We start from the raw sequence: 25,692 nt of genomic DNA on the forward strand, positions 1-25,692 counted from the left end.
CATGAGCGACGAATTTTCGGTCGAGAGCGTCTACGCTGAACTGCTGGGCCGGGCGCCGGAGAACAAGATGGAACCCCGGCTGGCGCCGTTGCGCCGGGCGATGGACATCCTGGGTGAGCCGAACAAGGCCTTCCCGATCATCCACGTCACCGGCACCAACGGTAAGACCTCCACGGCCCGGATGATCGAGGCCGGGTTGCGTGCCCACGGCCTGAGCACCGGCCGGTACACCAGCCCGCACCTGTCCAAGGTCACCGAGCGGATCAGCATCGACGGCGAACCGGTCTCCGATGAGACCTTCGTCCGGATCTGGGACGAGATCCGGCCGTATCTGGAGATCGTGGACAACGAACTCACCGCGGAGGGCCAGCCCCGACTGACCTACTTCGAATGCCTCACCATCCTGGGCTTCGCGGTCTTCGCGGACCAGCCGGTGAACGTGGCCGTGATCGAGGTGGGCCTGGGCGGCATCACCGACGCCACCAACGTCGGCGACGGCCTCGTCTCCGTCATCACCCCGATCTCCCTGGACCACACGGACCTCCTGGGCGACACCACCGAGGACATCGCCCACGAGAAGGCCGGCATCATCAAGCCCGGCGGCTTCCTGGTCAGCGCCGCCCAGCCGGTGGACGCCGCCCAGGTGCTGCTGGAGAAGGCCAAAGAGGTGGGCGTGCCGTTCCGCTTCGAAGGCGTCGAGTTCGGCGTCGAGTCCCGCACCGTGGCCGTCGGCGGCCAGATGGTGACCATCCAGGGCCTCGCGGACCGGTACGAGGGCCTCCTGGTGCCGCTGCACGGCGCCCACCAGGCCGAGAACGCCGCCGTCGCCGTCGCCGCCCTGGAGGCGTTCTTCGGCGCGGACAAGCCGCTGAACCCCGAGGTGCTCCAGGAGGCCTTCGCCGCCGTCACCTCCCCGGGCCGGCTGGAGGTGCTGCGCACCGCCCCCACCATCGTGGTGGACGCCGCACACAACCCGGAGGGCATCCGGGTCTCCGCCGAGGCGCTCCAGGAGGCCTTCAGCTTCAGCAAGCTGGTGGTGGTCCTGGGCATCCTGCAGGAAAAGGACGCCGAGGAAATCCTCCGCCAGCTCAAGGACTCCCTCGCGGAGGTCCCGGCCGAATTCTGCTTCACGCAGTCCAACTCGCCGCGGGCCATCCCCGCCGAGGAACTCGGCGAGCTGGCCCTGGACCTGGGCTTCGGCGAGGATGTCGTGCACACCGCGGAGAAGCTCGACGACGCCCTCGAATGGGCGGTGGAGCGGGCAGAATCCAATGACGACCTGGCCGGCGGCATCTTGGTCACCGGTTCCATCACGCTCGTGGCCGAGGCCCGGATCCTGCTCGGAAAGTCCGAGGCGTAACCGATGGCGAAACTCACCAAGGCCCAGCGCGAGTGGCGCCCGGGCATGCCGAAGAAGCGGCGTTCAACCAAGGTCATGTTCGCCTCCACGGTCCTCCTGCTGGAGGCCTTCGTGGCGCTCTTCGGGACCCTGGCCGTGTTCGGCCTGCGGCGCGGGGAATTTCCCCCGGCGCTGGTCTTTGGGCTCGGCATCGGGCTGGCCCTGGTGCTGGCACTGACCTGCGCGGTGCTGACCAAACCGTGGGGCGTGGCCCTGGGCTGGGTACTGCAGCTGGTGCTGATCCTCACCGGTTTCGTGGAACCGACCATGTTCGTGGTGGGCGCCCTGTTCGCCCTCACCTGGTGGTACGGCATCCGCACCGGCATCCGGATCGACCGCGAGGCGGCCCAGCGGGACCGGGAGCAGGCTGCCTGGGAGGCCGCCAACCCGGAGACCCCGAGCAACTAGACTTGTCCCAAACCCACCCCAACACATTGGAGCAGCTGTGAGCATCGAGCGCACCCTAGTCCTGGTCAAGCCCGACGGCGTCGCCCGCAACCTGACCGGCAGCATCATCGCCCGGATCGAAGCCAAGGGCTACACCCTGGCCGAACTGAAGAAGGTCAACGCCACCCGCGAACTCCTCGAGCAGCACTACGAAGAGCACGTCGGTAAGCCCTTCTACGAGCCGCTGGTCGAATTCATGCTCAGCGGCCCCGTGGTCGCGGCGATCTTCGAGGGCCACCGCGTGATCGAGGGCTTCCGTTCGCTGGCCGGCACCACCGACCCGACGACGGCGGCTCCGGGCACTATCCGTGGCGACTTCGGCCGCGACTGGGGCGTCAAGGTCCAGCAGAACCTGGTCCACGGCTCCGACTCGGTGGAGTCCGCCGAGCGCGAGATCAAGATCTGGTTCTAGGCTCGCCGCCCCCGAGGGCGCCAAAAAAGCCGGGGCCGGTGTTCGTTATCGAACACCGGCCCCGGCTTTTTCGCGCTGCTGCGGCCTCTTAGTAGCCGGACGTACCGACGAAGACCTGGATGAAGGCGAAGAAGATCGTGGCGACGACGGCGATGTAGAGCAGGGCGGTCAGGATCCAGCCGGACTCGCCCAGGATGCGGGTGGCGCCGGCGGGCATCGGAATGACGCCATGGGTGATGTTGCGGACGGTTACCCAGACGAAGAGCGGAATCATGGCCGCCCAGACGATCATGCAGAACGGGCAGAGGATGTGGATCGAGTACAGCGCCTGCGACCACAGCCACACCACGAAGGCGAAGCCCAGGGTCACGCCGGTCTGCAGCCCGATCCAGTACCAGCGGGCGAAGCGGGCGCCGGACAGCAGGCCCATGCCGGTGGTGATGATCACGGCAAAGGCGACGATCCCGATGAACATGTTCGGGAAACCGAAGAGTGAGCTCTGCCAGGTCTGCATCACCTGGCCGCAGGAGATCCAGGGGTTGACGTCGCAGACGGTGACGTGGCTGGGGTCCTTGAGGACGGCGAGCTTCTCCAGCACCAAGGCGCCGGAGGCGAGCCAGCCGACGACGCCGGTAATCACCAGCAGCCAGCCGAACGGCCGCGGCCGGGTCATCGACGGAACCTGCCGGTCCGCTTCGGCCGGTCCGTTGTCCCGTGCCGGGGTGGCCACGTCGTCAGGGGCGTGGGAGATGCTGGGCATGGATCGTTCGTCCTTTGCGTCGGTTCTCGGTGCTGGGTCTTCTCATGGTCAGGTTCTCTGTGTTCTGGTCCGTCGCGACCGTAGCGGTGGCTGCGGAACGGCGTGCTCAGGCCGATTCTATCGCCGGAGGCTGGACGAATCCCGGGTTCCGGTCCCGGCCACCCCCTCGCGTACCGGTGATTCGGTGTCATGTGCGTCCGGGATGTGTGGCCTAAGCCGGCATTTCCGAGTGCTGTGAGACAATGAAGCTGGCTGGGACGTGAACCACATTCGCGCTTCAGTCCGGCGACTTCGAATTCAAGACCGCCAATGAGGAGCAGGGATCTTCCCGGGTCTGATGATCCGGTTTTCCCGCAATGCCATTGGACGGCACCTGGTTGTGATGCATCGATCAACGGGTTCGCAGCGAAGCCGCCGGCCCTCCAGGGCTGCCGCACCCCAAGGCCAGTGCGAACCTGAGGGTATTCAATTGACTTCTGTCAATGCCTGCGGGTGTTGACAAATATATGCCCCCAGGGCGCCGGATGTGGCGGCGCATCAGGGGCAGGAGCGTGGCCTCATATGGATAATGAACAGCTGGAAACGGGCAACGACGAAGCAACGGTTTCCGACGCCCCCATGACCGACGGCGCAACCGCCACCGAGGTGCCGGAAAAGCCTAAACGGGCACCGCGCACCCGAAAGAAAGCGGCTCCCAAGGCCGAAGCGGCCGCACCGGCCGATGAAACCGCCGACGCCGCGGCTCCCGCCGCAGGCGCCGAAGCAGACGCTGCCAATGCAGACAACAGCGTCCCGGCCGATGCCGCGGAGGAACCCGCAGCGGAGAAGGCCCCGGCGCGCCGGACCCGCACCCGCCGCCAGGCCGCCCCGAAGGCAGCCGCAGCACCCGAGGCTGACGCCGCGGACGAAGCCCCCGCCCTCCTGACCGTTTCCGAGGCCGTGGCCCCCGCCGACGTGCCCGCCGATGCCGAGGCTGAGGCCGATGTCCCGCGCAAGCCGGTCCGCCGCCGGGCCAGCCGCGCCAAGGCTGCCCCCGCCGAGGTGCCCGCGGAAACCGTCCCGGAGGCCGGCGCCACCGACGACGCGCCCACGGTTGAAGCCGCCGCTGCCGCCCAGGACGCTCCCGCCGTCGCCTCCGAAACCCCCGGCGAGGAGGCCCCGGCAACGGAGGCCCCCGCCGAGGAGGCGCAGGAAACCCAAACGCCGTCGTTGTTCCTCGCCCCTTCCGCCCCCGGTGCCGTCACCTCCATGCTCTTCCAGGCCCCGGACCTCACCGCCGTCGTCCGTCCCGCCCCCGCCGCGGCAGCTGCCGAGGACACAGACACCGATGAAGACGACGAGGACGACGAGCAGGGCAACCGCCGCCGTCGCCGCAGCCGCGGCCGCCGTGGCCGCAGCCGGGTCGCCGGGTCCGACACCGACGCCGAGCCCGGCGACGAGGACGCCGAGGAGGGCCGCGAGGCCGCACTGGAGGACGGCGTGACGTCCCGCCGCCGCCGTCGCCGCCGCCGCGGTGACCAGGACCTCGAACTGACCGGCGGCAGCGACGACGACCCGCCCAACACCGTCACCCGAGTCCGCGCGCCGCGCACCGTCAGCGAAGCGCCGGTCAGCAACCGCGTCACCTCGGTCAAGGGCTCCACCCGGCTGGAGGCGAAGAAGCAGCGCCGCCGCGAGTCCCGCGACACCGGCCGCCGCCGCACCGTCATCACCGAAGCGGAGTTCCTGGCGCGCCGCGAATCCGTGGACCGGCAGATGATCGTTCGCCAGCGCGACGACAGAATCCAGATCGGCGTCCTCGAAGACGGCGTCCTGGCCGAGCACTTCGTGTCCAAGACCCAGCAGGACTCCCTGATCGGCAACGTCTACCTGGGCCGCGTCCAGAACGTGCTGCCCTCCATGGAGGCGGCCTTCGTCGACATCGGACGCGGCCGCAACGCCGTGCTGTATGCCGGCGAGGTCAACTGGGACGCCGTCAACCTCGAGGGCAAGCAGCGCCGGATCGAGAACGCGCTCAAGTCCGGCGACTCCGTCCTGGTCCAGGTGACCAAGGACCCGGTGGGCCACAAGGGCGCCCGGCTCACCAGCCAGATCTCGCTGCCCGGCCGGTACCTCGTGTACGTGCCCGGCGGTTCCATGACGGGCATCTCCCGCAAGCTGCCCGACGTCGAACGCAACCGGCTCAAGCGCATCCTCAAGGACCGCCTGCCGGAAGACGCCGGCGTGATCGTCCGCACCGCGGCCGAGGGAGCCTCGGAAGAGGAGCTGACGCATGACATCAACCGGCTCCGCGCCCAGTGGGAGGGCATCGAAAGCCAGGCCACGTCCACCAAGATCCTCGCCCCGGAGCTCCTCTACGGCGAACCGGACCTGACCATCAAGGTGGTCCGCGACGTGTTCAACGAGGACTTCTCCAAGCTGATCGTCTCCGGTGAGGAGGCCTGGGACACCATCGAGGCCTACGTCACCTACGTGGCGCCGGACCTGGTGGGCAGGCTCGAGAAGTGGACCAAGGACACGGACATCTTCTCCGCCTGGCGCATCGACGAGCAGATCCACAAGGCTCTGGAACGCAAGGTCTTCCTGCCGTCCGGCGGCTCCCTCGTGATTGACCGCACCGAGGCCATGACCGTGGTGGACGTCAACACCGGCAAGTTCACCGGCAGCGGCGGCAACCTCGAGGAAACCGTCACCAAGAACAACCTCGAAGCGGCCGAGGAAGTCGTCCGCCAGCTGCGCCTGCGAGACATCGGCGGCATTATCGTCATCGACTTCATCGACATGGTGCTCGAATCCAACCGCGACCTCGTTCTGCGCCGCATGGTGGAGTGCCTGGGCCGGGACCGGACCAAGCACCAGGTGGCCGAGGTTACCTCGCTCGGCCTCGTGCAGATGACCCGCAAGCGGATGGGCACCGGCCTGCTGGAAGTCTTCGGTGAGCAGTGCGAGGCCTGCGCCGGCCGGGGCGTCGTCACGCACGACGAACCGGTCGAGCACCGCCGCGCCAACACCGTCGCCGCGGAACACCATGTTCCGCGCACCGAGCAGCAGCCCGCCGCCCGCAACGAGCGCAAGCGCCGCCGCGGCAAGGGCGGCCAGGGCACCGAGGGCCAGCAGCAGCAGGTGCCGGCGGCCGGGCACCACGAGCCCACCGAGGCCGAGCGGCACGCCAAGGCCGAGGCCACCCGTGCAGCGCTGGCGAATATCGCGGCGGCCGCCCACGCGGCCCACCTGCACGACGGCGACGCCAGCGCAGCGCCCGACGCCGAGACACGGCAAGCGGCCCTGGACGCCGCCGTCGAGCTGGCCTCCACCGAGGAAGCAGCCGGCCGTCCCGCCGCCGTGCTGACCTTCGGGGGCGAGCAGGTGGCACTGCCCTTCGTCGAGCACGCCGAACAGGCGCCGCAGCCGGCCCTGACCCTGGACCTGCTGACTGAGGCGTTCGCCAACCTGGGCGACTCGGACTCGCGGAACCGCCAGTCCGGGACCACGGCGACCGCGGCCCGCGAGGCCGCCCCGTCCGTGGAAGCGCCGGCTGTGGAGGAACGGTCCGTGGATGCCCCTGCCCCGGAGGCTGAGGCACCCGCCGAGGCTCCGGCCGGCGGTCGGTCCGCTGACCAGTCCCGAGCCACCCGGGGCCGGGGACGTGCCCGCACGGCCCGGATCCAGCCGCCGAACGCCCGCAACCGTGCGGCCGAGCCGGAAACCCGTCGGGAAGCTGCCCCGCAGCAGGCTCCGAAGCAGGACACCCGGCAGCAGGAGGCTCCGAAGCAGGACACCCGCCGGCAGGAGGCTCCCAAGACGGCCGCGCAGACGGCGGCCCCCGTCGCCACCCGCACTCCGGCGGCAGCGGAACCGGCCACCGGCCAGCGCCGTCCGCGGCGGCACCGTAGTGCCAGCCGTGCCCAGGGGGCAGCCAACGAGACCGCCGTCGAGCAGCGCCGGCAGGCCTCCGCCCCGTCCGGCCAGGGCTCCGTCCACGAGGCCAAGGCACCGGAAACGGTCAAGCCGGTCGTCAAGGACAACGGAGGCCCGATCATCCTCGGCGTCGGCGTACCGGCCTCGGAGCTCTAAACCGCTCCGCCGCCGCACCACCCGGTACCGCTCAGTACCACTCGCGGGTATCTCCCGGACTCGACGTTTCGAAGCGTCGACTCCGGGCGGTACCCGCGAGCCGGTTAAGGGGAGTCCGGCCGGAGGTGGGACCGGGCAGAACGGGCCGCCGGGCAGCGAAACCGGGGAGGGGCGCTACGCTGGAACGCGACACGGGGTGCCGCGCATCGGGCCGGCTGAGATCCACACCCGTTGAACCTGTCCGGTTAGCACCGGCGAAGGGATGTCTCTTGTCTTCGACCCAACCCGCGGTAGCACCCGCGGCTCTCTCAACCACTCCCGCGGCCGGCGCCAGTTTCCTGCAGACGGTGTTCCCGGCATCCAGGGCCGACGCCGCCGGACCCGAGGCGTCGGCCGGCACGGCCCACGCGGCCACCGGGCGGGCCCCGGTCCCCAGGGTCCTGGCCATCGCCGGTTCCGACCCCTCCGGCGGCGCCGGAATCCAGGCGGACCTGAAGAGCATCGCGGCCATGGGCGGCTACGGCATGGCCGCCATCACCGCCCTGACCGCGCAGAACACCCGCGGCGTCCGGTCCGTGCACGTGCCCCCCGCCGCCTTCCTGACCGAGCAGCTGGACGCCATCGCCGAGGACATCACCATCGACGCCGTCAAGATCGGCATGCTCGGCGACGCCGGCGTCATCGACGCGGTGCGGGCGTGGCTGGAACGTACCCGGCCCGCCGTCGTCGTCCTGGACCCCGTCATGGTTGCCACCAGCGGTGACCGGCTGCTGCAGGAATCGGCCGTCGCGGCCCTGCACACCCTGCTGCCGCTCGCCGACCTGGTCACCCCGAACCTGGCCGAACTCGCCCTCCTGCTGGATGAACCGGTCGCCGCCGGCTGGGCGGAGGCGCTGGAGCAGGGCAAGCGCCTCTCCGCGCTGGCCGGAACCACGGTCCTGGTCAAGGGCGGCCATCTCGAGGAGGACGCCGACGGCGGGTGCCCGGACGCGCTGGTCAACAGCGCGGGACTGCCCGGCAGCGAGACCGTGGTGGTGCCGGGGGAGCGGGTCGACACCCGCAACAGCCACGGCACCGGGTGCTCGCTGTCCTCGGCCCTTGCCACGGCCTACGCCGCCGGCGGGGACTGGGAAGCGGCGCTGCGCCGCGTCAAGCCCTGGCTGCTGGGGGCGCTGCGCGAGGCCGTCCGGCTCGACGTCGGCACCGGCAACGGACCCGTCCACCACTTCCACCACCTCGCCCAGCCGGCGGAATCGGGGCCCGGGGCCGGCACGGAACACTTCACGGAACGCCTTAGGGAACCCGGCGACTTTGCCACCGGCCTCGAGCCCATCGCCGCGGAGGGCCTGTCGGAGATCTACGCCCTGGACTTCATCCGGGGCCTGGCCGACGGGACCCTGCCGGAGCACGAGTTCGCCTACTACCTCGGCCAGGACGCGCTCTACCTCAACGGCTACTCCCGGGTGCTCTCCCGCGCCGCCGCGCTTGCCCCGACGGAGGCCGAGCAGCTGTTTTGGTCACGCTCGGCCGCCCAGTGCCTGGAGGTTGAGTCGGAACTGCACCGCAGCTGGCTCGCCGGGCGCGCCGGCACCCCGCGGCAGGGTCCGGTTACCAAGTCCTACGTGGACCACCTGCATGCCGCGTCCCTGGCCGGCAGTTACGGGGTCCTCGTGGCCGCGGCGCTGCCGTGCTTCTGGCTCTATGCCGAGGTGGGCGCCGCGCTGCACGCACAGTTCCTCGCCGCGGGCGCGGACGAAGGCCACCCCTACGCCGCCTGGCTGCGGACCTACGCGGACGCGGCCTTCGCCGAGTCAACCCGGCAGGCGATCCGCTACACGGATGCCGCCGCCCGCCGCGGTTCCGCCGCCGAACGGGGCGCCATGACCGAGGCGTTCGTCCACTCGGTGCGCTTCGAGGTGGACTTCTTCGACGCGCCGAGGCTGCACGCCTGACCCGGAACGGGAGCCGCGGCCGGTAAGGTGGTGGGGCGCGGTTCCCGAAAGCGGCTGCGGCGCCCGGTCCGGTTCCTTGGAAAACGGCACTGTGGCACCGGTCACGCCCGACTCTCCGGGGCCTGCCTCGTTTGCGGCCGAAGGCGAAATTAGCGTAGTCTTGATCTTCGGTGCTTACGCCAACACTTGGGTTATGACCCTGAGGACCTGTCCACCCCACGCGGGACGGATGATCCACGGGATAGCTCATGGGTTCCCCCGGGGAACCTGCCGGCGTTGAGGCACAGCGTGAGCCGCTCCGGTATTTCGGGGCCAGGTTCCGCACGCAAATCTAGTAATAAACGTCGAGAGAAGTGAGTTCCCCAGTGGTGTACGCGATTGTCCGCGCAGGCGGCCGCCAAGAGAAGGTTTCTGTTGGAGACTTCGTTACCCTGAACCGCGTCCCCGGTGGAGCCGGCAGCACCTTTGAGCTGCCCGCACTGCTCCTGGTGGACGGTGACAAGGTCACGTCTGCCGCAGCGGACCTGGCTAAGGTAACGGTTACGGCTGAGATCCTGGAAGACCTCCGTGGTCCCAAGATCGTCATCCAGAAGTACAAGAACAAGACCGGTTACAAGAAGCGCCAGGGTCACCGTCAGGAACTGACCAAGGTCAAGATCACCGGTATCAAGTAACTTTCCGTTACTGATCAGGTTCCCGCAGTTTCCCAGAATTTTTTGAAGGCAGGCATTCCAAATGGCACATAAAAAAGGCGCGAGCTCCACTCGCAACGGTCGTGACTCCAACGCCCAGTACCTCGGCGTGAAGCGCTTCGGCGGCCAGGTTGTTTCCGCCGGCGAGATCATCGTCCGCCAGCGTGGCACCCACTTCCACCCGGGCGCCGGCGTTGGCCGCGGCGGCGACGACACCCTGTTCGCACTGACCCCCGGCGCTGTCGAGTTCGGCACCCGCCGCGGCCGTCGCGTCGTGAACATCGTGGCTGCTGCAGCCGCAGAGTAACACCTACGTTTCACAATCGGTGGGGCGGGCCAATGGGTCCGCTCCACCGGTGTTTTAACCGCATTACAATCATTCCGGGACCTTGCGGACCGGGAACAGCACTGAGGAGATCCACGTGGCCAGCTTTGTAGACCGGGTAGTACTGCACGTATCCGGCGGTACCGGCGGTCACGGGTGTGTCTCCGTCCACCGTGAAAAGTTCAAGCCCCTCGGCGGACCCGACGGCGGCAACGGCGGCAACGGCGGCGACGTCATCCTCCGCGTCGACCCCCAGACCACCACCCTCCTGGACTACCACCACGCCCCCCACCGGCACGCCACCAACGGCGGCCCCGGCATGGGTGACTGGCGCGGCGGCAAGAACGGCGAGACCCTGGTCCTGCCCGTTCCCGAAGGCACCGTCGTCAAGAGCAAGGACGGCACCGTCCTGGCCGACATGGTGGGGGAGGGCACCGAATACATCGCCGCCGCCGGCGGCCTCGGCGGCCTCGGCAACGCGGCCCTGTCCTCGCAGAAGCGCCGCGCCCCCGGCTTTGCCCTCCTCGGCATCGAGGGCGAATCCAGCGACATCGTCCTGGAACTGAAGTCCATCGCGGACATCGCCCTGGTCGGCTTCCCGTCCGCCGGCAAGTCCAGCCTGATCGCCGCCATGTCCGCCGCGCGGCCCAAGATCGCGGACTACCCCTTCACCACCCTGATCCCTAACCTCGGCGTCGTCCAGGCCGGCGACGTCCGCTTCACCATCGCCGACGTGCCCGGCCTGATCGAGGGCGCCAGCGAGGGCAAGGGCCTCGGCCACCACTTCCTGCGCCACGTCGAACGCTGCGCCGCCCTGGTCCACGTCCTCGACTGCGGCACGCTCGAATCTGACCGCGACCCGCTCTCCGACCTGGCCGTGATCGAGGCCGAGCTGGAGAAGTACGCCGTCGACATGAGCTACGCCGGCACCGACGGCGAGGTCGTTCCGCTGAATCACCGCCCGCGGCTGGTCGCCCTGAACAAGGTGGACCTGCCCGACGGCAAGGACATGGCCGAGTTCGTCCGCCCCGAACTGGAGAAGCGCGGCTACCGCGTCTTCGAAATCTCCGCCACCAGCCACGAGGGCCTGCGCCAGCTGGGCTTCGCCATGGCCGAGATCGTCAAGGCCGCCCGCGATGCCGTCGCCGCGACCCCGCCGAAGGTCGCCGCCCCGGTGCTGCGCCCCCGCGCGGTCAACGAATCCGGCTTCACCATCCGGCGCGAGGAACGCGGCATGGAGCCGCTGTTCCGCGTCCTGGGCGAAAAGCCGGTCCGCTGGGTCAAGCAGACCGACTTCACCAACGAGGAAGCCATCGGCTACCTCGCGGACCGGCTGGCCAAGCTGGGCGTCGAAACCGAGCTGTTCAAGCAGGGCGCCAAGCCCGGCGACGCCGTCGTGATCGGCGAGGACGACGGCGTCGTCTTCGACTGGGAGCCCACCATGATGGCCGGCGCGGAACTGCTGGCCTCCCCGCGCGGCACCGACATCCGCTTCGCGGACATCGGCGACCGGCCCACCCGCGGCCAGAAGCGCGAGGAACAGCAGGAACGCCGCGACGCCAAGGCCGCCGCCCGCGCCGAGCTGGAAGCCGAGCGCAAGGCCGGCATCTGGACCGAATCGGTCAGCGGCCGCCGCGCCCAGCAGCCGCTCAAGGAGAGTGGACTCGGCGACGCCGATGACCAGTAACGCCACCCGGGCCGGCGACGTGACGCCGGCAGTATTTCCCGGCCGGGCACTCCTGGCCGACGCGCGCCGGATCGTCGTCAAGGTCGGCTCCTCCTCGCTGACGTCCATCAAGGGCGGCATCGACGAGGAGGCCCTGACCGGCCTGGCCGACGCCCTGGCGCACAAGCGCAACGCCGGAACCGAGATCATCCTGGTTTCCTCCGGCGCGATCGCCGCCGGCCTGGCACCGCTGGGCCTGGAGAAGCGCCCCCGCGACCTCGCCACCCAGCAGGCCGCGGCGAGCGTGGGGCAGGGCCTGCTCATGGCCCGCTACACCCACGCCTTCGGCGCCCACGGGGTCACTGTCAGCCAGGTCCTGCTGACCGCGGACGACTTCATGCGCCGCAGCCAGCACACCAACGCGTTCCGCGCCCTGGACCGGCTGCTGAACCTCGGCGTCGTGCCCGTGGTCAACGAGAACGACACCGTCGCCACCCACGAGATCCGCTTCGGCGACAACGACCGGCTGGCCGCCCTGGTGGCCCACCTGGTCCGCGCCGACGCGCTGGTGCTGCTCTCCGACGTCGACTCCCTCTACGACGGGCCGCCCGCACGCGGCGCCCGGAGGATCCCGCACGTCGCGGGCCCCCGTGACCTCGAGGGCGTCTCGATTGGCAGCACCGGCAAGGCCGGCGTGGGGACCGGCGGAATGGTCACCAAGGTGGAGGCAGCCTCGATCGCCGCCGGCTCCGGCATCCACGCCCTGGTCACCTCCACCCCGAACGCCGCCGCCGCACTGGCGGGGGAGGACGTGGGCACCTGGTTCTCCGTTAACGGCGCCCGCAAGCCCATCCGGCTGCTATGGCTGGCGCACCTCGCGTCCGTCCAGGGCCGGCTGGTGCTCGACGACGGCGCCGTCCGCGCCGTCCGGGAACGCCACACCTCCCTGCTGCCAGCCGGCATCACCGCCGTGCATGGGGACTTCGAGAGCGGCGACCCGGTGGAGATGGTCGGCGCCGACGGCACCGTGATCGCCCGCGGGCTGGTCAACTACGGCGCCGGGGAGCTGCCGCAGATGCTCGGACGCTCCACCATGGACCTGGGCCGCAGCCTGGGCCCTGGCTACGAGCGCGAAGTTGTTCATGTTGACGACCTGGTGCTGGTCTGACCCACCCACTCGCCTAAACTTGGAGCATGACTGAGGCCCTGACTTCGCACCCCGACCTGCCCCTGAACGACACGCCTGCCGCAGGCCTGCCGCCGGCGGCCCCGGGTGTCGAAGCCGCGGTCCACGCGATCGCCGACCGGTCCCGCGCCGCCTCGCGCGAGATGGCCCGCGCCAACCGGGCCTGGAAGGACCGCGGCCTGCGCGCCATCGGCGCCGCCCTCCTGGAGCACCGGGGCACCATCCTCGCCGCCAACGCCAAGGACGTCGCCGCCGGCCGCGCCAACGGCACCTCCGCCGCGCTGCTGGACCGGCTGACGCTGAACGACGCCCGGATCGAAGCCCTCGCCGCGGCGCTGGATAACCTCGCCGGCCTGCCCGACCCCGTGGGCAACGTGGTGCGCGGCCAGACCCTGCCGAACGGGCTCCGGCTCCGGCAGGTCAACGTGCCCATGGGCGTCGTCGCCGCCATCTACGAGGCCCGCCCCAACGTCACCGTGGACATCGCCGGACTGGCGCTCAAGAGCGGCAACGCCGTGATCCTGCGCGGCGGCAGCGCCGCAGCCGAAACCAACATCGCCCTGATCAACGTCCTCCGCGACGCCCTGGTCTCCGTTGGGCTGCCCGCGGACGCCGTCCAGAGCGTCGACGAATACGGCCGCGACGGCGCCAACGTGCTGATGCGGGCCCGCGGCCGTGTGGACGTCCTGATTCCACGCGGCGGCCGGGACCTGATCCAGACCGTCGTGACCAACTCCGCCGTCCCCGTCATCGAGACCGGCGAGGGCAACGTGCACATCTTCCTCGACGCCTCCGCGGACGAGAAGATGGCCGTGGAGATCCTCCTCAACGCCAAGACCCAGCGGCCCAGCGTCTGCAACACGGTCGAAACCCTCTTGGTGCACTCGGGGTCCACCGTGCTGCCCGCCGTCGCCGACGCCCTCCGGGCCGCCGGGGTCACCCTGCACACCGACGCCCGCGTCACCGCCGCGCTGCCCTCGGTGGAGACCGTGTCCGCCACGGACGTGGACTGGGCCACCGAGTATATGGACCTGGACCTCGCCGTAGCCATGGTCGACAGCATGGACGAGGCACTGGCCCACATCCGCTCCTGGTCCACCGGCCACACCGAGGCGATCGTCACCAACGACCTCGCCAACGCCGAGCGCTTCATCGCGGAGATTGATTCCGCCGCGGTGATCGTCAACGCCTCCACCCGGTTCACCGACGGCGGCGAGCTGGGGTTGGGCGCCGAGGTGGGGATCTCCACCCAGAAGCTGCACGCCCGCGGTCCGATGGGCTTGACCGAACTCACCACCACCAAGTGGATCGTGCAGGGCGAGGGCCAGGTCCGGGCCTAGTCACGCGGTACCATGGACTAAAGCCAGGAACGGCGGGATCCTCCGCCGTCGTCCATTTGTAGAACTCACTAGGGGAGAACATGCTGTTTCAGCAGATCGCCACGTCCGTTGCCGCAGCAGTGGCGCACGAAGAACCCGCTCCGCTCATCGCGCCGCCTTACGTGATCGGCGGCACGATGTTCGTGCTCCTCCTGGTCCTGATGTTCATCACTCTTTCCTACGGCAACCTGGGCAAGCGCCACAGCGCCGTCGAAGAGCACGCTGACCCGCACCGCCAGCACCCGAACAAGCACGACCACGGCCAAGGCCACTAATATTTCCGCCATCATGAAGCCGCACGGCGCAACACGCCGCCTGCGCCTGGGTGTGATGGGCGGCACGTTCGATCCGATCCACCACGGGCACCTGGTGGCCGCCAGCGAGGTCGCGGCCAAGTTCGGCCTCGACGAGGTGGTGTTCGTACCCACCGGGCAGCCGTGGCAGAAGAGCAGCAAAAAGGTCACCCAGGCCGAGCACCGGTACCTGATGACCGTCATTGCCACAGCGTCCAATCCGCGCTTCACGGTCAGCCGCGTGGACATCGACCGGCCCGGTCCGACGTACACCATCGACACCCTGCGGGACCTGCACACGCAGCGTCCCGACGCGGACTTGTTCTTCATCACCGGAGCGGACGCCCTGGCGCAGATCCTCTCCTGGAAGGACATCAACGAGCTCTGGTCGCTGGCGCACTTCGTCGGGGTGACGCGTCCCGGCCACGTCCTGGACGGCATGGGCCGCGACGACGTCACGCTCCTGGAGATTCCGGCGATGGCGATCTCGTCCACGGACTGCCGCGCCCGCGTGGCCGCCGGCAACCCCGTCTGGTACCTGGTGCCCGACGGCGTGGTGCAGTACATCGCCAAGTACGGGCTCTACGACGGCCAGCCGGAAACGGAACTGGACGTCCACCAGGTCCGCCCCGTCCTCCAACCACACCTAACCGCCAGTACCGAGTGAGCCTCCCATGAGTCAGGAACAGCCTCCCATCCGCAGCCGACGCGAACTGCGCCGTGCCAGGGATGAACGGCAGGCAGCGGAACCGGATAACTCCGGGAGCGCCGATACCCCCGGGAACCCGGGGAGTGCCGGCGCCGGTTCCGGCTCCCCGGAGAACGCCGCCGCTGCACGGCAGTCCCGGCCCGTGGAACCCACCGAGGCCGAGACCACCGGCCGCCGCCGGATCCCCGGCCCGGTAGACACCGTGCGCCGCGAGTCGCCCGCCGAGCGGTCCTCCCAGGTCCGTGCCCGTGACCGGGCCGCCCTGCGCACCATCAAGGAACTCGCCGAGAAGGAGGGCCAGCTCTCCCCGGGCGGCCCGCCCACCCGCCGGCAGCTGCGCCTCCAGCAGCTGGCCGAGGAAACGGCTCCGGCCACGTCGGCCAACCCGATCGTGCCGATGCCCTCGCCGCGGACGCAGCGGCACCCGGTGGTGGCTCCGAAGCGGGACGCCCCACCCGAAGCGGCTCCGCAGCAGGCTCCCGAAACGGCGGACGCTCCGGAAGCACCGGCCGCCCCGGAGGGCATGAGCGTCGAGCAGGCCCTTGCCGCCCGGGAACTCCTGGCAGCCCAGGCCCGCAACCAGGTGGCGAAGATGGAGCACATTGCCGCCACCGACCCCGACGCCGTCGACCCCGAGGTCCTGGCGCAGCAGATCGCCCTGGCCGAGCGGGCCGCCGTCCTGAACCGGCGCGCCGCGGCCAAGCAGAAGCTTGCCGAGCAGAACAGCCAGCAGGCACCCCGGACCACCGCCGGCGTCCCGGAGGCGGGGGCCGAGGGATCCGCCCCCAAACCCGGCGCCCCGGACAACGGGCCCTCCACGGCCAGCAACCTGGCCATGGTCACCCCGCTGGAATTCGTCGAGGTGCCCGGCATGGAACGCCCGGTGATGAAGCGCCCGGCGACCTCCTACGTGCCGCTCGTAACCAACCAGGGTCCGAAAGTCCAGCCCCGCACCGGCCGCCGTCCGGCCAAGCAGCAGCGCGACGCCGGCCGCACCGGGGTCCTGGCCCGGGCCGAAGCCGCGGCCAAGGCCGGCCGGCGTCCCGCAGCAGGGGACCAGGTCCAGGACACGCAGGCGCAGGAAGACCTGGCCGCCCGTCCGCCGGTCGCCGCCAACGCCGCCTACGGACTGGACCCGCTGGACGCCTCCACCGCCGGGCTCGGCCGGGCGCGGCGGCTGCACCTGCTGCAGCTCAGCGTCCTGGCCCTCGGCGTCCTGGCCCTCGTGGCCGGCGTCATCCTGATCATCACCGGCATGGGCCACTGACGCGGTCCCTGCCCGTCGCCCGCCCTCGTCACCAGCTTTCACCGTCCGGCCCCGGGCCGGCACCCTATTCACCGAGTTTCACCAAAGTTTCATCACCAACAAGGAGTCCCGTGACTGCAACCGATTCAGCCATCACCACCGCCCGCCACGCCGCCCACGCGGCCGCGGACAAGCTGGCCGAAGACATCGTGGCGCTCGACGTCAGTGAACGCCTCGCCCTGGCCGACGTCTTCCTCATCGCCTCGGCCCCGTCCGAACGCCAGGTCAACGCGATCGTCGACGGCATCGAGGACGAGCTGTCCAAGCACGACCTCAAGCCCGTCCGCCGTGAGGGGCGCTCCGGCGGCCGCTGGGTGCTGTTGGACTACGCCGACGTCGTCATCCACGTCCAGCATGAAGAGGACCGGGTCTTCTACGCCCTCGAGCGCCTCTGGAAGGACTGCCCCGTGGTCGACCTGCAGCTCGGCGACGATGCGTCTGCGAAGGCCGCTGCCGGCACCGACGCGGAGTAGCGGCACGCCCTCCGGGGCGGCCGCACCGTGAATATTCCCGATTTGGAATTTTCGGAAGTGGTGTTCTAAGATATTTGAGTTGCTTCGGCGGGAACGAGGTCGAAGCGGCGAGAATACGGGGCTGTGGCGCAGCTGGTAGCGCACCTGCATGGCATGCAGGGGGTCAGGGGTTCGAGTCCCCTCAGCTCCACCGTAATCCGCCGGAACCAACAGGTTCCGGCGGATTTTTTTATTGCCCGGATGCGCTCCGGAATCCCGCGAAGCCCCCCGGAAACCAGCCGGGACACGCCCGCCGGGCGCCGATTAGCATCCCGGACGAAAGTGCATTACTCTAATCAGGTTGCTTGATCGGAACGGCATAAAAAACCGGATCGGCAGGAAACGGTTCGGGGCTGTGGCGCAGCTGGTAGCGCACCTGCATGGCATGCAGGGGGTCAGGGGTTCGAGTCCCCTCAGCTCCACCGAACGAGGTCCCGCTCATTGAGCGGGGCCTCACCGCTTTAACCCTTCGGCCACCCCACCCACCATGACGAAACGGCGGAAACCGGACGTGTCGGACCATCCCCTCGACCAGCTCTTCGCCGGACTGCGGCGCTTCCCTGACGTGGAGGCCCCCAACCTCCAGGCCTGGGACGCCACCGACCGCCTGCTGCTGGACACCGCTGCCGGCTTCCACGACGGCGGATCGGTGGCGGTCATCGGCGACAACTACGGCGCTCTGACCCTCGGCCTCCTCGCGCTGGGGACCGCCGACGGCGGCACTGACCCGGCGACACCGGCGGTCCGGGTCCATCAGGACCTCATCACGGGCGAACGCGCCCTGCGGCGCAACGCCGACGCTGCGGGCCTCACCGGCGGTTTCATCCAGACCACCCTGTCCGACGCCGTCGACGGCGCCTCCCTGGTGCTGCTCCAGCTGCCCCGCTCCCTCGCCGAACTGGAGGAGATCGCCGACGCCGTCGCGCGCCACGCCGCCCCCGGCGCCGTTCTGCTGGCCGGCGGCCGGGTCAAGCACATGAGCCTGGGCATGAACGCGGTCCTGGCCCGCTCCTTCGCGGAGGTCCAGCCCCAGCTCGCGCGGCAAAAGTCCCGCGTGCTGGTGGCCCGCGGCCCGAAGCCGGCCGTGGGGGAGCCGCCGTACCCGGTGTCAGAGCACCACCCGGGCCTGGACCTCACGGTCTGCGCCCGCGGTGCGGTCTTCGCCGGCACCGGGCTGGACATCGGCACCCGCTTCCTCCTGGACTTCCTGCCGCAGATGCCGGCCGCCCGGCACGCCGTCGACCTCGGTTGCGGCACCGGCATCCTCGCCGCCCTCTATGCCCGGAGCCACCCGGAGTCCCGCGTCACCGCCACGGACCGCTCCGCCGCCGCCGTCGACTCCGCCCTGGCCACCGCGCGCGCCAACGGAATCACGAGCGTGACGGGTTTGCGGGACGACGCCCTGAGCACCCTGCCCGACGCCTCGGTGGACCTGGTGCTGCTCAACCCGCCCTTCCACCTGGGCTCGGCCGTGCACGCCGGCGCCGGCCTCAAGCTGATCGAGGCCGCCGCCCGGGTGCTGGCGCCCGGGGGAGAACTCTGGACCGTCTACAACAGTCACCTGCAGTACCGGCCCGCCCTGGAGCGCCTGGTGGGTCCCACCCGCGAGGCGGGCCGGAACCCGAAGTTCACCGTCACCGCCAGCACCCGCCGGCCCGCGTAATCCGCGCGAACGTGACGGCTGCCTGTGTGGCAGCAACAGGCCGGTGACGTAGCATTTCCCTCATCAGCAGTACTTGCCCGATGACGTTGAGAGGTACCAGTGACTGAGAGCCGCACACCCTCGCCGCGGCGGGGAACGAACCTCCCACGGATGGGCGACTTCAACCTCACCGTCATCCTGGACGCGATCCGCCGTTCCCCGGCGGGACTGAGCCGGGTGGAGCTGGCCCAGATCGTCGGGCTCTCCCCGCAGACCATCTCCAACATCTCCCGCCGCCTCCTGGACCAGAGCCTGATCGTCGAGGCCGGCAAGGAGGGCACCGGCCCCGGTAAGCCCCGCACCATGCTGCGGCTGAACCCGGCCGGCATGTACGCCGTCGGCGTGCACGTGGACCCCGCCGTCCTCACGTTCGTCCTGCTGGACCTGGTGGGCGACGTCGTCCGGCACACCCGGATCCCGACGCCCGACGGGAGCGAACCCGGCGCCATCATCGACACCATCGCCGCCGAGATCAAACAGCTGATCGACGACTCGGGCGTGGACCGGGCCAAGATCGCCGGCCTGGGCGTCGCCTCGCCCGGACCCATCGACCTGGTGGCCGGCGCGGTCGTCGACCCGCCGCTGCTGCCGGGCTGGGACCGCGTGAACCTCCGCGACGCCCTGGCCGAGGCCACCGGCCTCTCCACCATCCTGGACAAGGACGTCACCAGCGCCGCCGTCGCCGAGACCTGGGCCGGGGGCCCCAGCGGTGCCGGCAGCTTTCTCTTCATGTACATGGGCACCGGCATCGGCTGCGGCCTGGTCCTCAACGGCGAAGTGGTCCGCGGCGTCTCCGGCAACGCGGGCGAGATCGGCCACGTGATCGTGGACCCGGACGGTCCCGAGTGCGACTGCGGCCAGCGCGGCTGCGTGAAGTCCTCCGCCATCCCGCAGGTGCTGGTGGCCAAGGCCGTCGCCACCGGCGTGCTGGACGGCCCCGAGGAGGGCCACAGCGCCCCCGCCGTTCAGGAGCGTTTCGCCGAGTTGTGCGCCATGGCCTACGGCGGCCACGAGGGCGCCGTCGGCATCCTCCGCGACTCGGCCGTGCTGGTCAGCCGCGCCGTGGCCGCGGTGATCAACGCCCTGGACGTGGACCGCGTCGTCTTCGGCGGCCCGTTCTGGACCTGCCTCGCCCCGGCCTACCTGGAGCTGGTCCCCGGGCTCGTGGCAGGCAACAGCGACACCGGCAAGATCCACGGCGTGGAGGTGGTCAGCACGGGCGTGGGCGACGACGTCGGCGCTGTCGGGGCCGCCTGCCTGGTGCTGGAGCACATGCTCGCCCCGCGCTCCCAGAGGCTGCTGCTGGAGGGCTGACGCCCGCTGAGGACCTGCCGCCGGTGAACGGCGTCAGTCGATGTCCTCCAGGACCGTGCCGAACGGCAGGGTTTCGTCGATGTGGGCCTGATGATCGTGCGGGTGGACCACCACCCGCACCCCGTGGGACCTGTCCGCCGCGGACTGCATGAGGACCGGCCGGACGGTGTTCACAATGCCCTCGCTCTTGCCTGCGAGGTACTCCTGGTAACTGGCTGGAAGCTGGATCATGCCAGCAGGATAGACCCCGCCGCGTCCGCGGGGGAGGGGCTTCCGGCCGGGGGCCTGCTCAGGACTCCCAGAGGATCTCGTCGTCGACGACCCCGTCCTCGTCGGTGGAGGCCACCAGTACCTCATCGGTGAAGTGCGCGCCCAGGGTGAAGTCGAGGACGAAGTAGCGTTCGGGCTGGCCGGGATAGATGCCCACGTGGCCTAGCTTGAGGGCCTTGAGGAAGACCTGATTGGTCAGCTGGGACTTGTCCTCGACGCCGAAGACCTGCCGCAGGTGTTCGGGCTTGAGGGCGTTGCAGTGGAAGCGCAGGTACTCCTGCGGGCTGCTGCCCTCCTGGTCCAGCTCCTCGGCGATCATTTCCCGCACCTGGTCCACCACCTCGGGCAGGAAGCGCAAGCGGTAGTCCACCTTGTGCAGGGCCGCCTCGTCAAAGTGGTCATGGGCGTTGACGTTCAGGTCCAGTTCCAGCGGGTGGCCGGCCAGTTCATGGGTGGCGGCGAAGTTATGGTCGCGCCCGTGGTTGAGCTCGATTTCTCCAAAATGCCGGCTGGATACCTTGCTCATGTCTTCAACATAGCCCTGAACCGGTGGCTGTTCCAGCATCACCGGGATTTAGCAGAATTTACCTGAAACCGCAGTCCGGGACGGGTGCGGTGACGGTACATTGATCGGATGCAGACCGTAGCCGCCGCCGTCGCCCGCGCCCGCGAAGAGTTCGACAGCGGGGTGACCCGGCCGTTGCAGTGGCGGCTCCAGCAGCTCGCCGCCCTGCGCCGCATGCTGGTGGAACGCCGGGCCGAGTTCGCGCAGGCCCTTTCCGCGGACCTGGGCAAGCACGAGACCGAATCGCAGATGACGGAGATCGGCTTCGTCACCGCCGAGGCCGCGCACCTGGAAAAACACCTCGCTGCCTGGCTGCGCCCGCGGCCGGTGCCCGTCCCGCTCTCCGTGCAGCCGGCCAGGGCCTGGACCGAGCTGACCCCACTGGGAGTGGTGCTGGTGATCGGGCCGTGGAACTACCCGTTGCAGCTGCTGCTCGCCCCGCTGGCCGGCGCCCTCGCCGCGGGCAACACGGTGATCCTCAAGCCCAGCGAGCACGCCCCCGCCACCTCCGCGGCCCTGGCCCGGTGGGTCCCGGAGTACCTGGCCGGCGCAGTGCAGGTCGTGGAGGGCGGCATCCCGGAAACCACGGAACTGCTGGCCGTCCCCTTCGACCACATCTTCTTCACCGGCGGGGAGGTGGCGGCCAAGGCCGTGCTGCGCGCCGCGGCGGAGCACCTGACCCCGGTCACGCTGGAACTCGGCGGGAAGTCCCCGGCCTACGTGGACGCCACCACGGACCTGGCCAAGGCGGCCCGGCGGCTTGCCTGGGGCCGGTTCATGAACGCCGGCCAGACCTGCGTGGCCCCCGACTACGTGCTGGCCACCGCCGAGGTGATCGATCCGCTGCAACGGGAACTGGCCACGGCCGTCACCGCCCTGTTCGGCAAGGACGCGGCCTCGAGCGACTCCTACGGCCGGATCATCAACGACAGGCACTTTGACCGGCTCGCCGCGCTCGCGGACGGCAGCACCGTGGTGCACGGCGGGGCCCGGGACGCGGCCACCCGGTACTTCGAGCCGACGCTGCTCCGGCCCGCGCCCGGCGACGCGGTGATGGGGGAGGAGATCTTCGGTCCGCTGCTGCCGCTGCTGGAGGTTAGCGGCCCCGGTGAGGCGATCAGCGCCATCAACGCCCGGCCCAAGCCACTGGCGCTCTACGTCTTCAGCGACGACGCCGGCACGCGCCGGGCGTTTTCCGAGCAGACCTCCTCCGGGGCGCTGTGCTTCGACGTCCCGGTGGCGCACCTGACCGTTCCCGGCCTGCCGTTTGGCGGCGTGGGCGGCAGCGGGATGGGCGCCTACCACGGCGAGCACTCGCTAAAGACCTTCTCGCACGAGCGGGCCAGCCTGTCCAAGCCGCTGTGGCCGGAAACCCTCGGACTGATCTTCCCGCCCTACACCCGCCTCAAGCACCGGCTGATCAGCAGCTTCGTGTCCCCGGCGGGAAAGAACCCGGGCAGGAACCACGGCGGGAACCAGAGCAGCTAGCCCCGGGGCGGGGGCCGCGATAACGGACTAGTCGCGGCGCGTGGTGCCCAGTTTCTGCAGGGTGTCGGCCAGCAGCTCCACGAACAGCTGCACCTGGGCGGTCTGCTTCTCCTTCGGCAGCAACGCGAAGACGTTGCGCGCCAGCCTGATCTCGGGGACGTCCAGGACCACGACGCCGTCGGGCCGGTGCAGCAGGGCCAGTTCCGGGACCAGCGCCGCGCCCAGGCCGGCGGCGGCCATCTCCAGGCTGGCGTGGAAGTCGTCGCTGTAAGCCACCACCCGGGGGTGCAGGTTGCAGCTGGCGAACAGCCGCTCGATCACGGTGGCGTCCGAGGTGCCCGGGTGGTGCATGATCCACGGCATGTCCGAGAGGTGGTCGGCGGCGACCTTTGATTCCGGGCCGATGCCCCAGCCGGCGGGCAGCACCACGCGGAAGTCGTCGTCGCCGATCCACTGCCGGTTGACCGTGTGCGGCCAGGCCAGGCCGGACTGGCCCACCTGGTAGACCAGGGCGACGTCGAGCTCGCCACCGGTGCGCAGGCCCTGGATGGTCTGTCCGGGTTCGGCGACGGAAACCCGCAGCTCGATGCCCAGCTTCTTCCACGCCGGGTTCTGCAGGATCCGGGGCAGCACGTAGGTGGCCAGGGAGGGGAAGATGCCCAGCCGCAGCTCCTGGCGGGGGCTCTCGTTCGTGCGGGCCGCGGCCGCCATGAGCGCGTCGATGTCGGTCAGCACCTTCGCCGCGTGCCGGGTCATGGTGACGGCGGCGTCGGTGGGCTGGATGCTCCGGGCCGACCGCTGGAACAGCTCCACCCCGGTGTCCCGTTCCAGGGCGGACATCTGCTGGGAGACCGCCGAGGAGGTGTAGCCCAGCCGGGTGGCGGCCGCCGCAAAGGACCCCAACCGAACCACTTCGACGAGCGTCCTGAGGTGAACGGGGTTGATCACGGAATTGCCCTTCGGTGTTTGCGGTGGGGCGGGAGCGAAATCCCGCTTCATTCTGGCACATTGGTCCTAGGCGTCCGCCGGAAAAGTAAGACTCATCCGGCTGCCTCGCGGTGACGAATTGCCCTTAGCAAGTTCCACCAGGACGATTCAGGCGAAGCAACAGGAGCAACCAGTGCAGCAAGCAGCAAGCATCCCGGACGGACGCCGGGTTGCCGTGATCGGCAGTGGCGTGGCCGGCCTGACGGCGGCCTACGTGCTGAACCGGCGCGACCAGGTCACGCTCTTCGAGGCCGATACCCGGCTCGGCGGGCACGCCCACACCCATGACGTGCGCCAGGCGGACGGCTCCGTGCTGGGCATCGACACCGGCTTCATCGTCCACAACGAACGGACCTACCCCACCCTGTTGCGGCTCTTCCGGGAACTCGGCGTCCAGACCCAGGACTCCGAAATGAGCATGTCCATCCGCTGCGACGGCTGCGGCCTGGAGTACGCGGGGGCCCGGGGCGGTGCCCGCGGCATCATTCCCCGGCCCTCCACCCTGCTGCGCGGGCGCTACCTGCGGATGCTGCTGGAAGTCACCCGCTTCTACCGCCGCGCCCGGGCCCTGCTGGCGGAGGCGGACAAGACCGGCACCGCCGGCCCCGAACTGACCCTCGGCGAGTTCCTGGCCCAGGAGAAGTTCAGCGACTACTTCATCGCCCACTTCATGACGCCCGTGGTCAGCGCCGTCTGGTCCTGCGACCCGTCGACCGCCCTGGCCTACCCGGCGCGCTACCTCTTCACCTTCCTCGGCCACCACGGCCTGCTCGGCATCAAGGGCTCCCCGCAGTGGCGCACGGTCACCGGCGGCTCCCGCAGCTACGTGGACAAGGTCGCCGCCGCCCTGCCGGACGTCCGCACCGGCAGCCCGGTCCTGCGGGTCCGGCGCCACCCCGGCGGCCTGGAAGTCACCACCCGCGACGCCGCCGGCGCCGAGACGGCGGAGAACTTCGACGCCGTCGTCATCGCCACGCACCCGGCGCAGGCCCTGGGCATGCTGGCCGACGCCACGGACGAAGAACGCGACGCCCTGGGCGGCATGCCCTACTCGGTCAACCAGACCGTCTTCCACCGCGACGACGCCGTGCTCCCCGCCAGCGAAAACGCCAAGGCCTCCTGGAACTACCGGCTGCCCGCCTGCGACGCCCGGCCGGACCGCGTGCTGGTCAGCTATGACATGACCCGTCTGCAGCGGCTGGAGCCGGTGGACGGCAAGCGCTACATTGTCAGCCTGGGCGAATCCGAACTGATCGGGGACGGCACGGTGCTGGAGCAGATGGTCTACGAACACCCGCAGTACACGCCGGACTCGCTCCGGGCGCAGGAACGCATCCTGGGCCTGGGTGATGACCGGCTGGCGTTCGCGGGCGCCTACCACGGCTGGGGTTTCCACGAGGACGGCGCGCTTTCCGGCGTCCGGGCCGCCGCCCGGCTGGGCCGCGACTGGGAAGCCGACGGTCAGGGCACCCGCAACGCCGAACTGTCCCCGGCCGCGGAGGGCCTGTGAGCCGGGGTCCTGTGAACAGCGGTGCCGCCATCTACCGGACGTCCATCTCGCACGTCCGTCGCACCCCGCTGCACAACGCCTTCACCTACCGCAGCTACAGCTGGTACGTCGACGTCGACGCTCTCCCGGAGCTGCCCCGGCCGCTCCGGCCGCTGGCGGGCTTTACCGCCGCGGACCATCTGGGTGACCCCGACGGGACACTCCGCGGCAACGTCGAACGCTACCTCGCCACCCAGGGCATAGACCTGGGCGGCGGCCGGATTACCATGCTGGCCAGTGCCCGCGTCTTCGGCCACGTGTTCAACCCGCTGAGCCTGTTCTGGTGCCACGACGCCGCCGGGGAGCTGCGCTGCGTCGTCGCCGAGGTGCACAACACCTACGGGGAGCGGCACTGCTACCTGCTGGAGACCGACGGCGCCGGCCGGGCCACCGTGCCGAAGGCGTTCTACGTCTCACCGTTTAATGACGTCGACGGCCGGTACCGGATGAAGGTCCCCGAACCCGGCGACCGGCTGGCGGTCTCAATCGTCCTGGAACGCGAGGGGCAGAAGCCCTTCATCGCCACCATGGACGGCACCCGCAGCCCGGCCACCACAGCCAACATCCTCGCCGCGGCGATCGCTGTCCCGCTGGCCCCGCTGCGGGTAGCGGCCCAGATCCGCTGGCAGGGCATCAAACTTTGGGCGCGACGCCTGCCCATCATCAAAAGACCACACCACCCCTCACAGGAGGCAGTCCAGTGAC

At 70.0% G+C, this 25,692-nt stretch carries 23 protein-coding genes, 2 tRNA genes and 1 riboswitch; of the genes, 21 read left to right on the forward strand and 4 right to left on the reverse strand.

Translation table 11 applies throughout. The features are described from left to right. The first annotated feature begins 1 nt into the window (after position 1). The 3 genes from AB0O44_RS05445 to ndk are packed head-to-tail and all read left to right on the forward strand — an operon-like array spanning position 2 to position 2,258. Complete coding sequence (locus tag AB0O44_RS05445; RefSeq protein ID WP_364135193.1) at positions 2 to 1,360, forward strand: folylpolyglutamate synthase/dihydrofolate synthase family protein; 1,359 nt, start codon at positions 2 to 4, stop codon at positions 1,358 to 1,360. Positions 1,361 to 1,363: 3 nt separating this feature from the next. Next, positions 1,364 to 1,807 (forward strand): DUF4233 domain-containing protein, encoded by a 444-nt coding sequence (locus AB0O44_RS05450; protein WP_364135196.1) that lies wholly within the window; start codon positions 1,364 to 1,366, stop codon positions 1,805 to 1,807. A 37-nt stretch (positions 1,808 to 1,844) separates the two neighbouring features. Beyond that, positions 1,845 to 2,258: a nucleoside-diphosphate kinase gene (gene ndk, locus AB0O44_RS05455; RefSeq protein WP_290257619.1), complete on the forward strand. Its 414-nt coding sequence runs from the start codon at positions 1,845 to 1,847 to the stop codon at positions 2,256 to 2,258. A gap of 88 nt (positions 2,259 to 2,346) precedes the next feature. On the opposite strand, the gene AB0O44_RS05460 is transcribed toward ndk, so the two are convergent. Then, positions 2,347 to 3,018: a vitamin K epoxide reductase family protein gene (locus AB0O44_RS05460; RefSeq protein WP_364135200.1), complete on the reverse strand. Its 672-nt coding sequence runs from the start codon at positions 3,016 to 3,018 to the stop codon at positions 2,347 to 2,349. Positions 3,019 to 3,579: 561 nt separating this feature from the next. On the opposite strand from AB0O44_RS05460, the gene AB0O44_RS05465 reads away from it, so the two are divergent. The 15 genes from AB0O44_RS05465 to AB0O44_RS05535 all read left to right on the forward strand — a co-directional run bounded on the left by AB0O44_RS05465 (position 3,580) and on the right by AB0O44_RS05535 (position 20,128). Beyond that, a complete protein-coding gene (locus AB0O44_RS05465) occupies positions 3,580 to 7,092 on the forward strand; it encodes an Rne/Rng family ribonuclease (protein ID WP_364135203.1) in 3,513 nt (1,170 codons plus the stop codon). A gap of 182 nt (positions 7,093 to 7,274) precedes the next feature. Continuing rightward, positions 7,275 to 7,372: riboswitch (TPP riboswitch) on the forward strand. Positions 7,373 to 7,532: 160 nt separating this feature from the next. Next, entirely contained in the window at positions 7,533 to 9,044 is a 1,512-nt protein-coding gene (locus tag AB0O44_RS05470; RefSeq protein WP_364135796.1) for a bifunctional hydroxymethylpyrimidine kinase/phosphomethylpyrimidine kinase, read from the forward strand. Between the two features lie 365 nt (positions 9,045 to 9,409). Continuing rightward, positions 9,410 to 9,718: a 50S ribosomal protein L21 gene (gene rplU / locus AB0O44_RS05475; protein ID WP_290257883.1), complete on the forward strand. Its 309-nt coding sequence runs from the start codon at positions 9,410 to 9,412 to the stop codon at positions 9,716 to 9,718. A 61-nt stretch (positions 9,719 to 9,779) separates the two neighbouring features. Beyond that, a complete protein-coding gene (rpmA, locus tag AB0O44_RS05480) occupies positions 9,780 to 10,043 on the forward strand; it encodes a 50S ribosomal protein L27 (protein ID WP_009372867.1) in 264 nt (87 codons plus the stop codon). Positions 10,044 to 10,158: 115 nt separating this feature from the next. Beyond that, on the forward strand, positions 10,159 to 11,748 hold the full coding sequence (obgE, locus tag AB0O44_RS05485; protein ID WP_364135206.1) for a GTPase ObgE: 1,590 nt from the start codon (positions 10,159 to 10,161) through the stop codon (positions 11,746 to 11,748). Further along, positions 11,738 to 12,895 carry a glutamate 5-kinase gene (proB, locus tag AB0O44_RS05490; protein ID WP_364135209.1) on the forward strand — a complete coding sequence of 386 codons (1,158 nt, stop codon included), beginning with the start codon at positions 11,738 to 11,740 and terminating at the stop codon, positions 12,893 to 12,895. Before obgE ends, proB begins: the two co-directional genes overlap by 11 nt. Before the next feature lie 26 nt (positions 12,896 to 12,921). Further along, positions 12,922 to 14,253 carry a glutamate-5-semialdehyde dehydrogenase gene (locus AB0O44_RS05495; RefSeq protein ID WP_364135212.1) on the forward strand — a complete coding sequence of 444 codons (1,332 nt, stop codon included), beginning with the start codon at positions 12,922 to 12,924 and terminating at the stop codon, positions 14,251 to 14,253. An 80-nt stretch (positions 14,254 to 14,333) separates the two neighbouring features. Beyond that, complete coding sequence (locus AB0O44_RS05500; RefSeq protein ID WP_290257625.1) at positions 14,334 to 14,567, forward strand: hypothetical protein; 234 nt, start codon at positions 14,334 to 14,336, stop codon at positions 14,565 to 14,567. Positions 14,568 to 14,580: 13 nt separating this feature from the next. Continuing rightward, the gene (gene nadD / locus AB0O44_RS05505) at positions 14,581 to 15,252 is read left to right on the forward strand and encodes a nicotinate-nucleotide adenylyltransferase (RefSeq protein ID WP_290257626.1); all 672 of its coding nucleotides are present in this window, start codon (positions 14,581 to 14,583) and stop codon (positions 15,250 to 15,252) included. A 7-nt stretch (positions 15,253 to 15,259) separates the two neighbouring features. Further along, on the forward strand, positions 15,260 to 16,561 hold the full coding sequence (locus AB0O44_RS05510; RefSeq protein ID WP_364135216.1) for a hypothetical protein: 1,302 nt from the start codon (positions 15,260 to 15,262) through the stop codon (positions 16,559 to 16,561). A gap of 110 nt (positions 16,562 to 16,671) precedes the next feature. Continuing rightward, positions 16,672 to 17,073, forward strand: coding sequence for a ribosome silencing factor (gene rsfS / locus AB0O44_RS05515; RefSeq protein WP_290257628.1), 402 nt, complete (start codon positions 16,672 to 16,674; stop codon positions 17,071 to 17,073). A gap of 117 nt (positions 17,074 to 17,190) precedes the next feature. Beyond that, positions 17,191 to 17,263: transfer RNA gene (locus tag AB0O44_RS05520), tRNA-Ala, on the forward strand. Between the two features lie 198 nt (positions 17,264 to 17,461). Further along, a tRNA-Ala gene (locus tag AB0O44_RS05525) sits at positions 17,462 to 17,534 on the forward strand. 89 nt (positions 17,535 to 17,623) lie between these two features. Continuing rightward, positions 17,624 to 18,775: a methyltransferase gene (locus AB0O44_RS05530; RefSeq protein ID WP_364135220.1), complete on the forward strand. Its 1,152-nt coding sequence runs from the start codon at positions 17,624 to 17,626 to the stop codon at positions 18,773 to 18,775. 150 nt (positions 18,776 to 18,925) lie between these two features. Further along, complete coding sequence (locus AB0O44_RS05535) at positions 18,926 to 20,128, forward strand: ROK family transcriptional regulator (protein WP_290257630.1); 1,203 nt, start codon at positions 18,926 to 18,928, stop codon at positions 20,126 to 20,128. Between the two features lie 33 nt (positions 20,129 to 20,161). Here AB0O44_RS05535 and AB0O44_RS05540 read toward each other — a convergent pair whose 3' ends face one another. Beyond that, the gene (locus AB0O44_RS05540; protein WP_290257631.1) at positions 20,162 to 20,359 is read right to left on the reverse strand and encodes a hypothetical protein; all 198 of its coding nucleotides are present in this window, start codon (positions 20,357 to 20,359) and stop codon (positions 20,162 to 20,164) included. A gap of 58 nt (positions 20,360 to 20,417) precedes the next feature. Further along, a complete protein-coding gene (locus AB0O44_RS05545) occupies positions 20,418 to 20,924 on the reverse strand; it encodes a DUF2004 domain-containing protein (RefSeq protein ID WP_290257632.1) in 507 nt (168 codons plus the stop codon). 108 nt (positions 20,925 to 21,032) lie between these two features. On the opposite strand from AB0O44_RS05545, the gene AB0O44_RS05550 reads away from it, so the two are divergent. Further along, entirely contained in the window at positions 21,033 to 22,451 is a 1,419-nt protein-coding gene (locus tag AB0O44_RS05550) for an aldehyde dehydrogenase family protein (RefSeq protein ID WP_364135225.1), read from the forward strand. Positions 22,452 to 22,478: 27 nt separating this feature from the next. On the opposite strand, the gene AB0O44_RS05555 is transcribed toward AB0O44_RS05550, so the two are convergent. After that, a complete protein-coding gene (locus tag AB0O44_RS05555) occupies positions 22,479 to 23,399 on the reverse strand; it encodes a LysR family transcriptional regulator (RefSeq protein ID WP_364135228.1) in 921 nt (306 codons plus the stop codon). Positions 23,400 to 23,571: 172 nt separating this feature from the next. Between AB0O44_RS05555 and AB0O44_RS05560 the strand changes: the two genes are divergently transcribed. Together AB0O44_RS05560 and AB0O44_RS05565 are read left to right on the forward strand one after the other, a co-directional pair. Continuing rightward, the gene (locus AB0O44_RS05560; RefSeq protein WP_364135231.1) at positions 23,572 to 24,948 is read left to right on the forward strand and encodes an FAD-dependent oxidoreductase; all 1,377 of its coding nucleotides are present in this window, start codon (positions 23,572 to 23,574) and stop codon (positions 24,946 to 24,948) included. An 11-nt stretch (positions 24,949 to 24,959) separates the two neighbouring features. Beyond that, a complete protein-coding gene (locus AB0O44_RS05565; protein ID WP_364135233.1) occupies positions 24,960 to 25,691 on the forward strand; it encodes a DUF1365 domain-containing protein in 732 nt (243 codons plus the stop codon). Position 25,692: the final 1 nt, after the last annotated feature.

This window comes from Arthrobacter sp. NPDC080082 (assembly GCF_040686595.1).
Classification (GTDB): domain Bacteria; phylum Actinomycetota; class Actinomycetes; order Actinomycetales; family Micrococcaceae; genus Arthrobacter.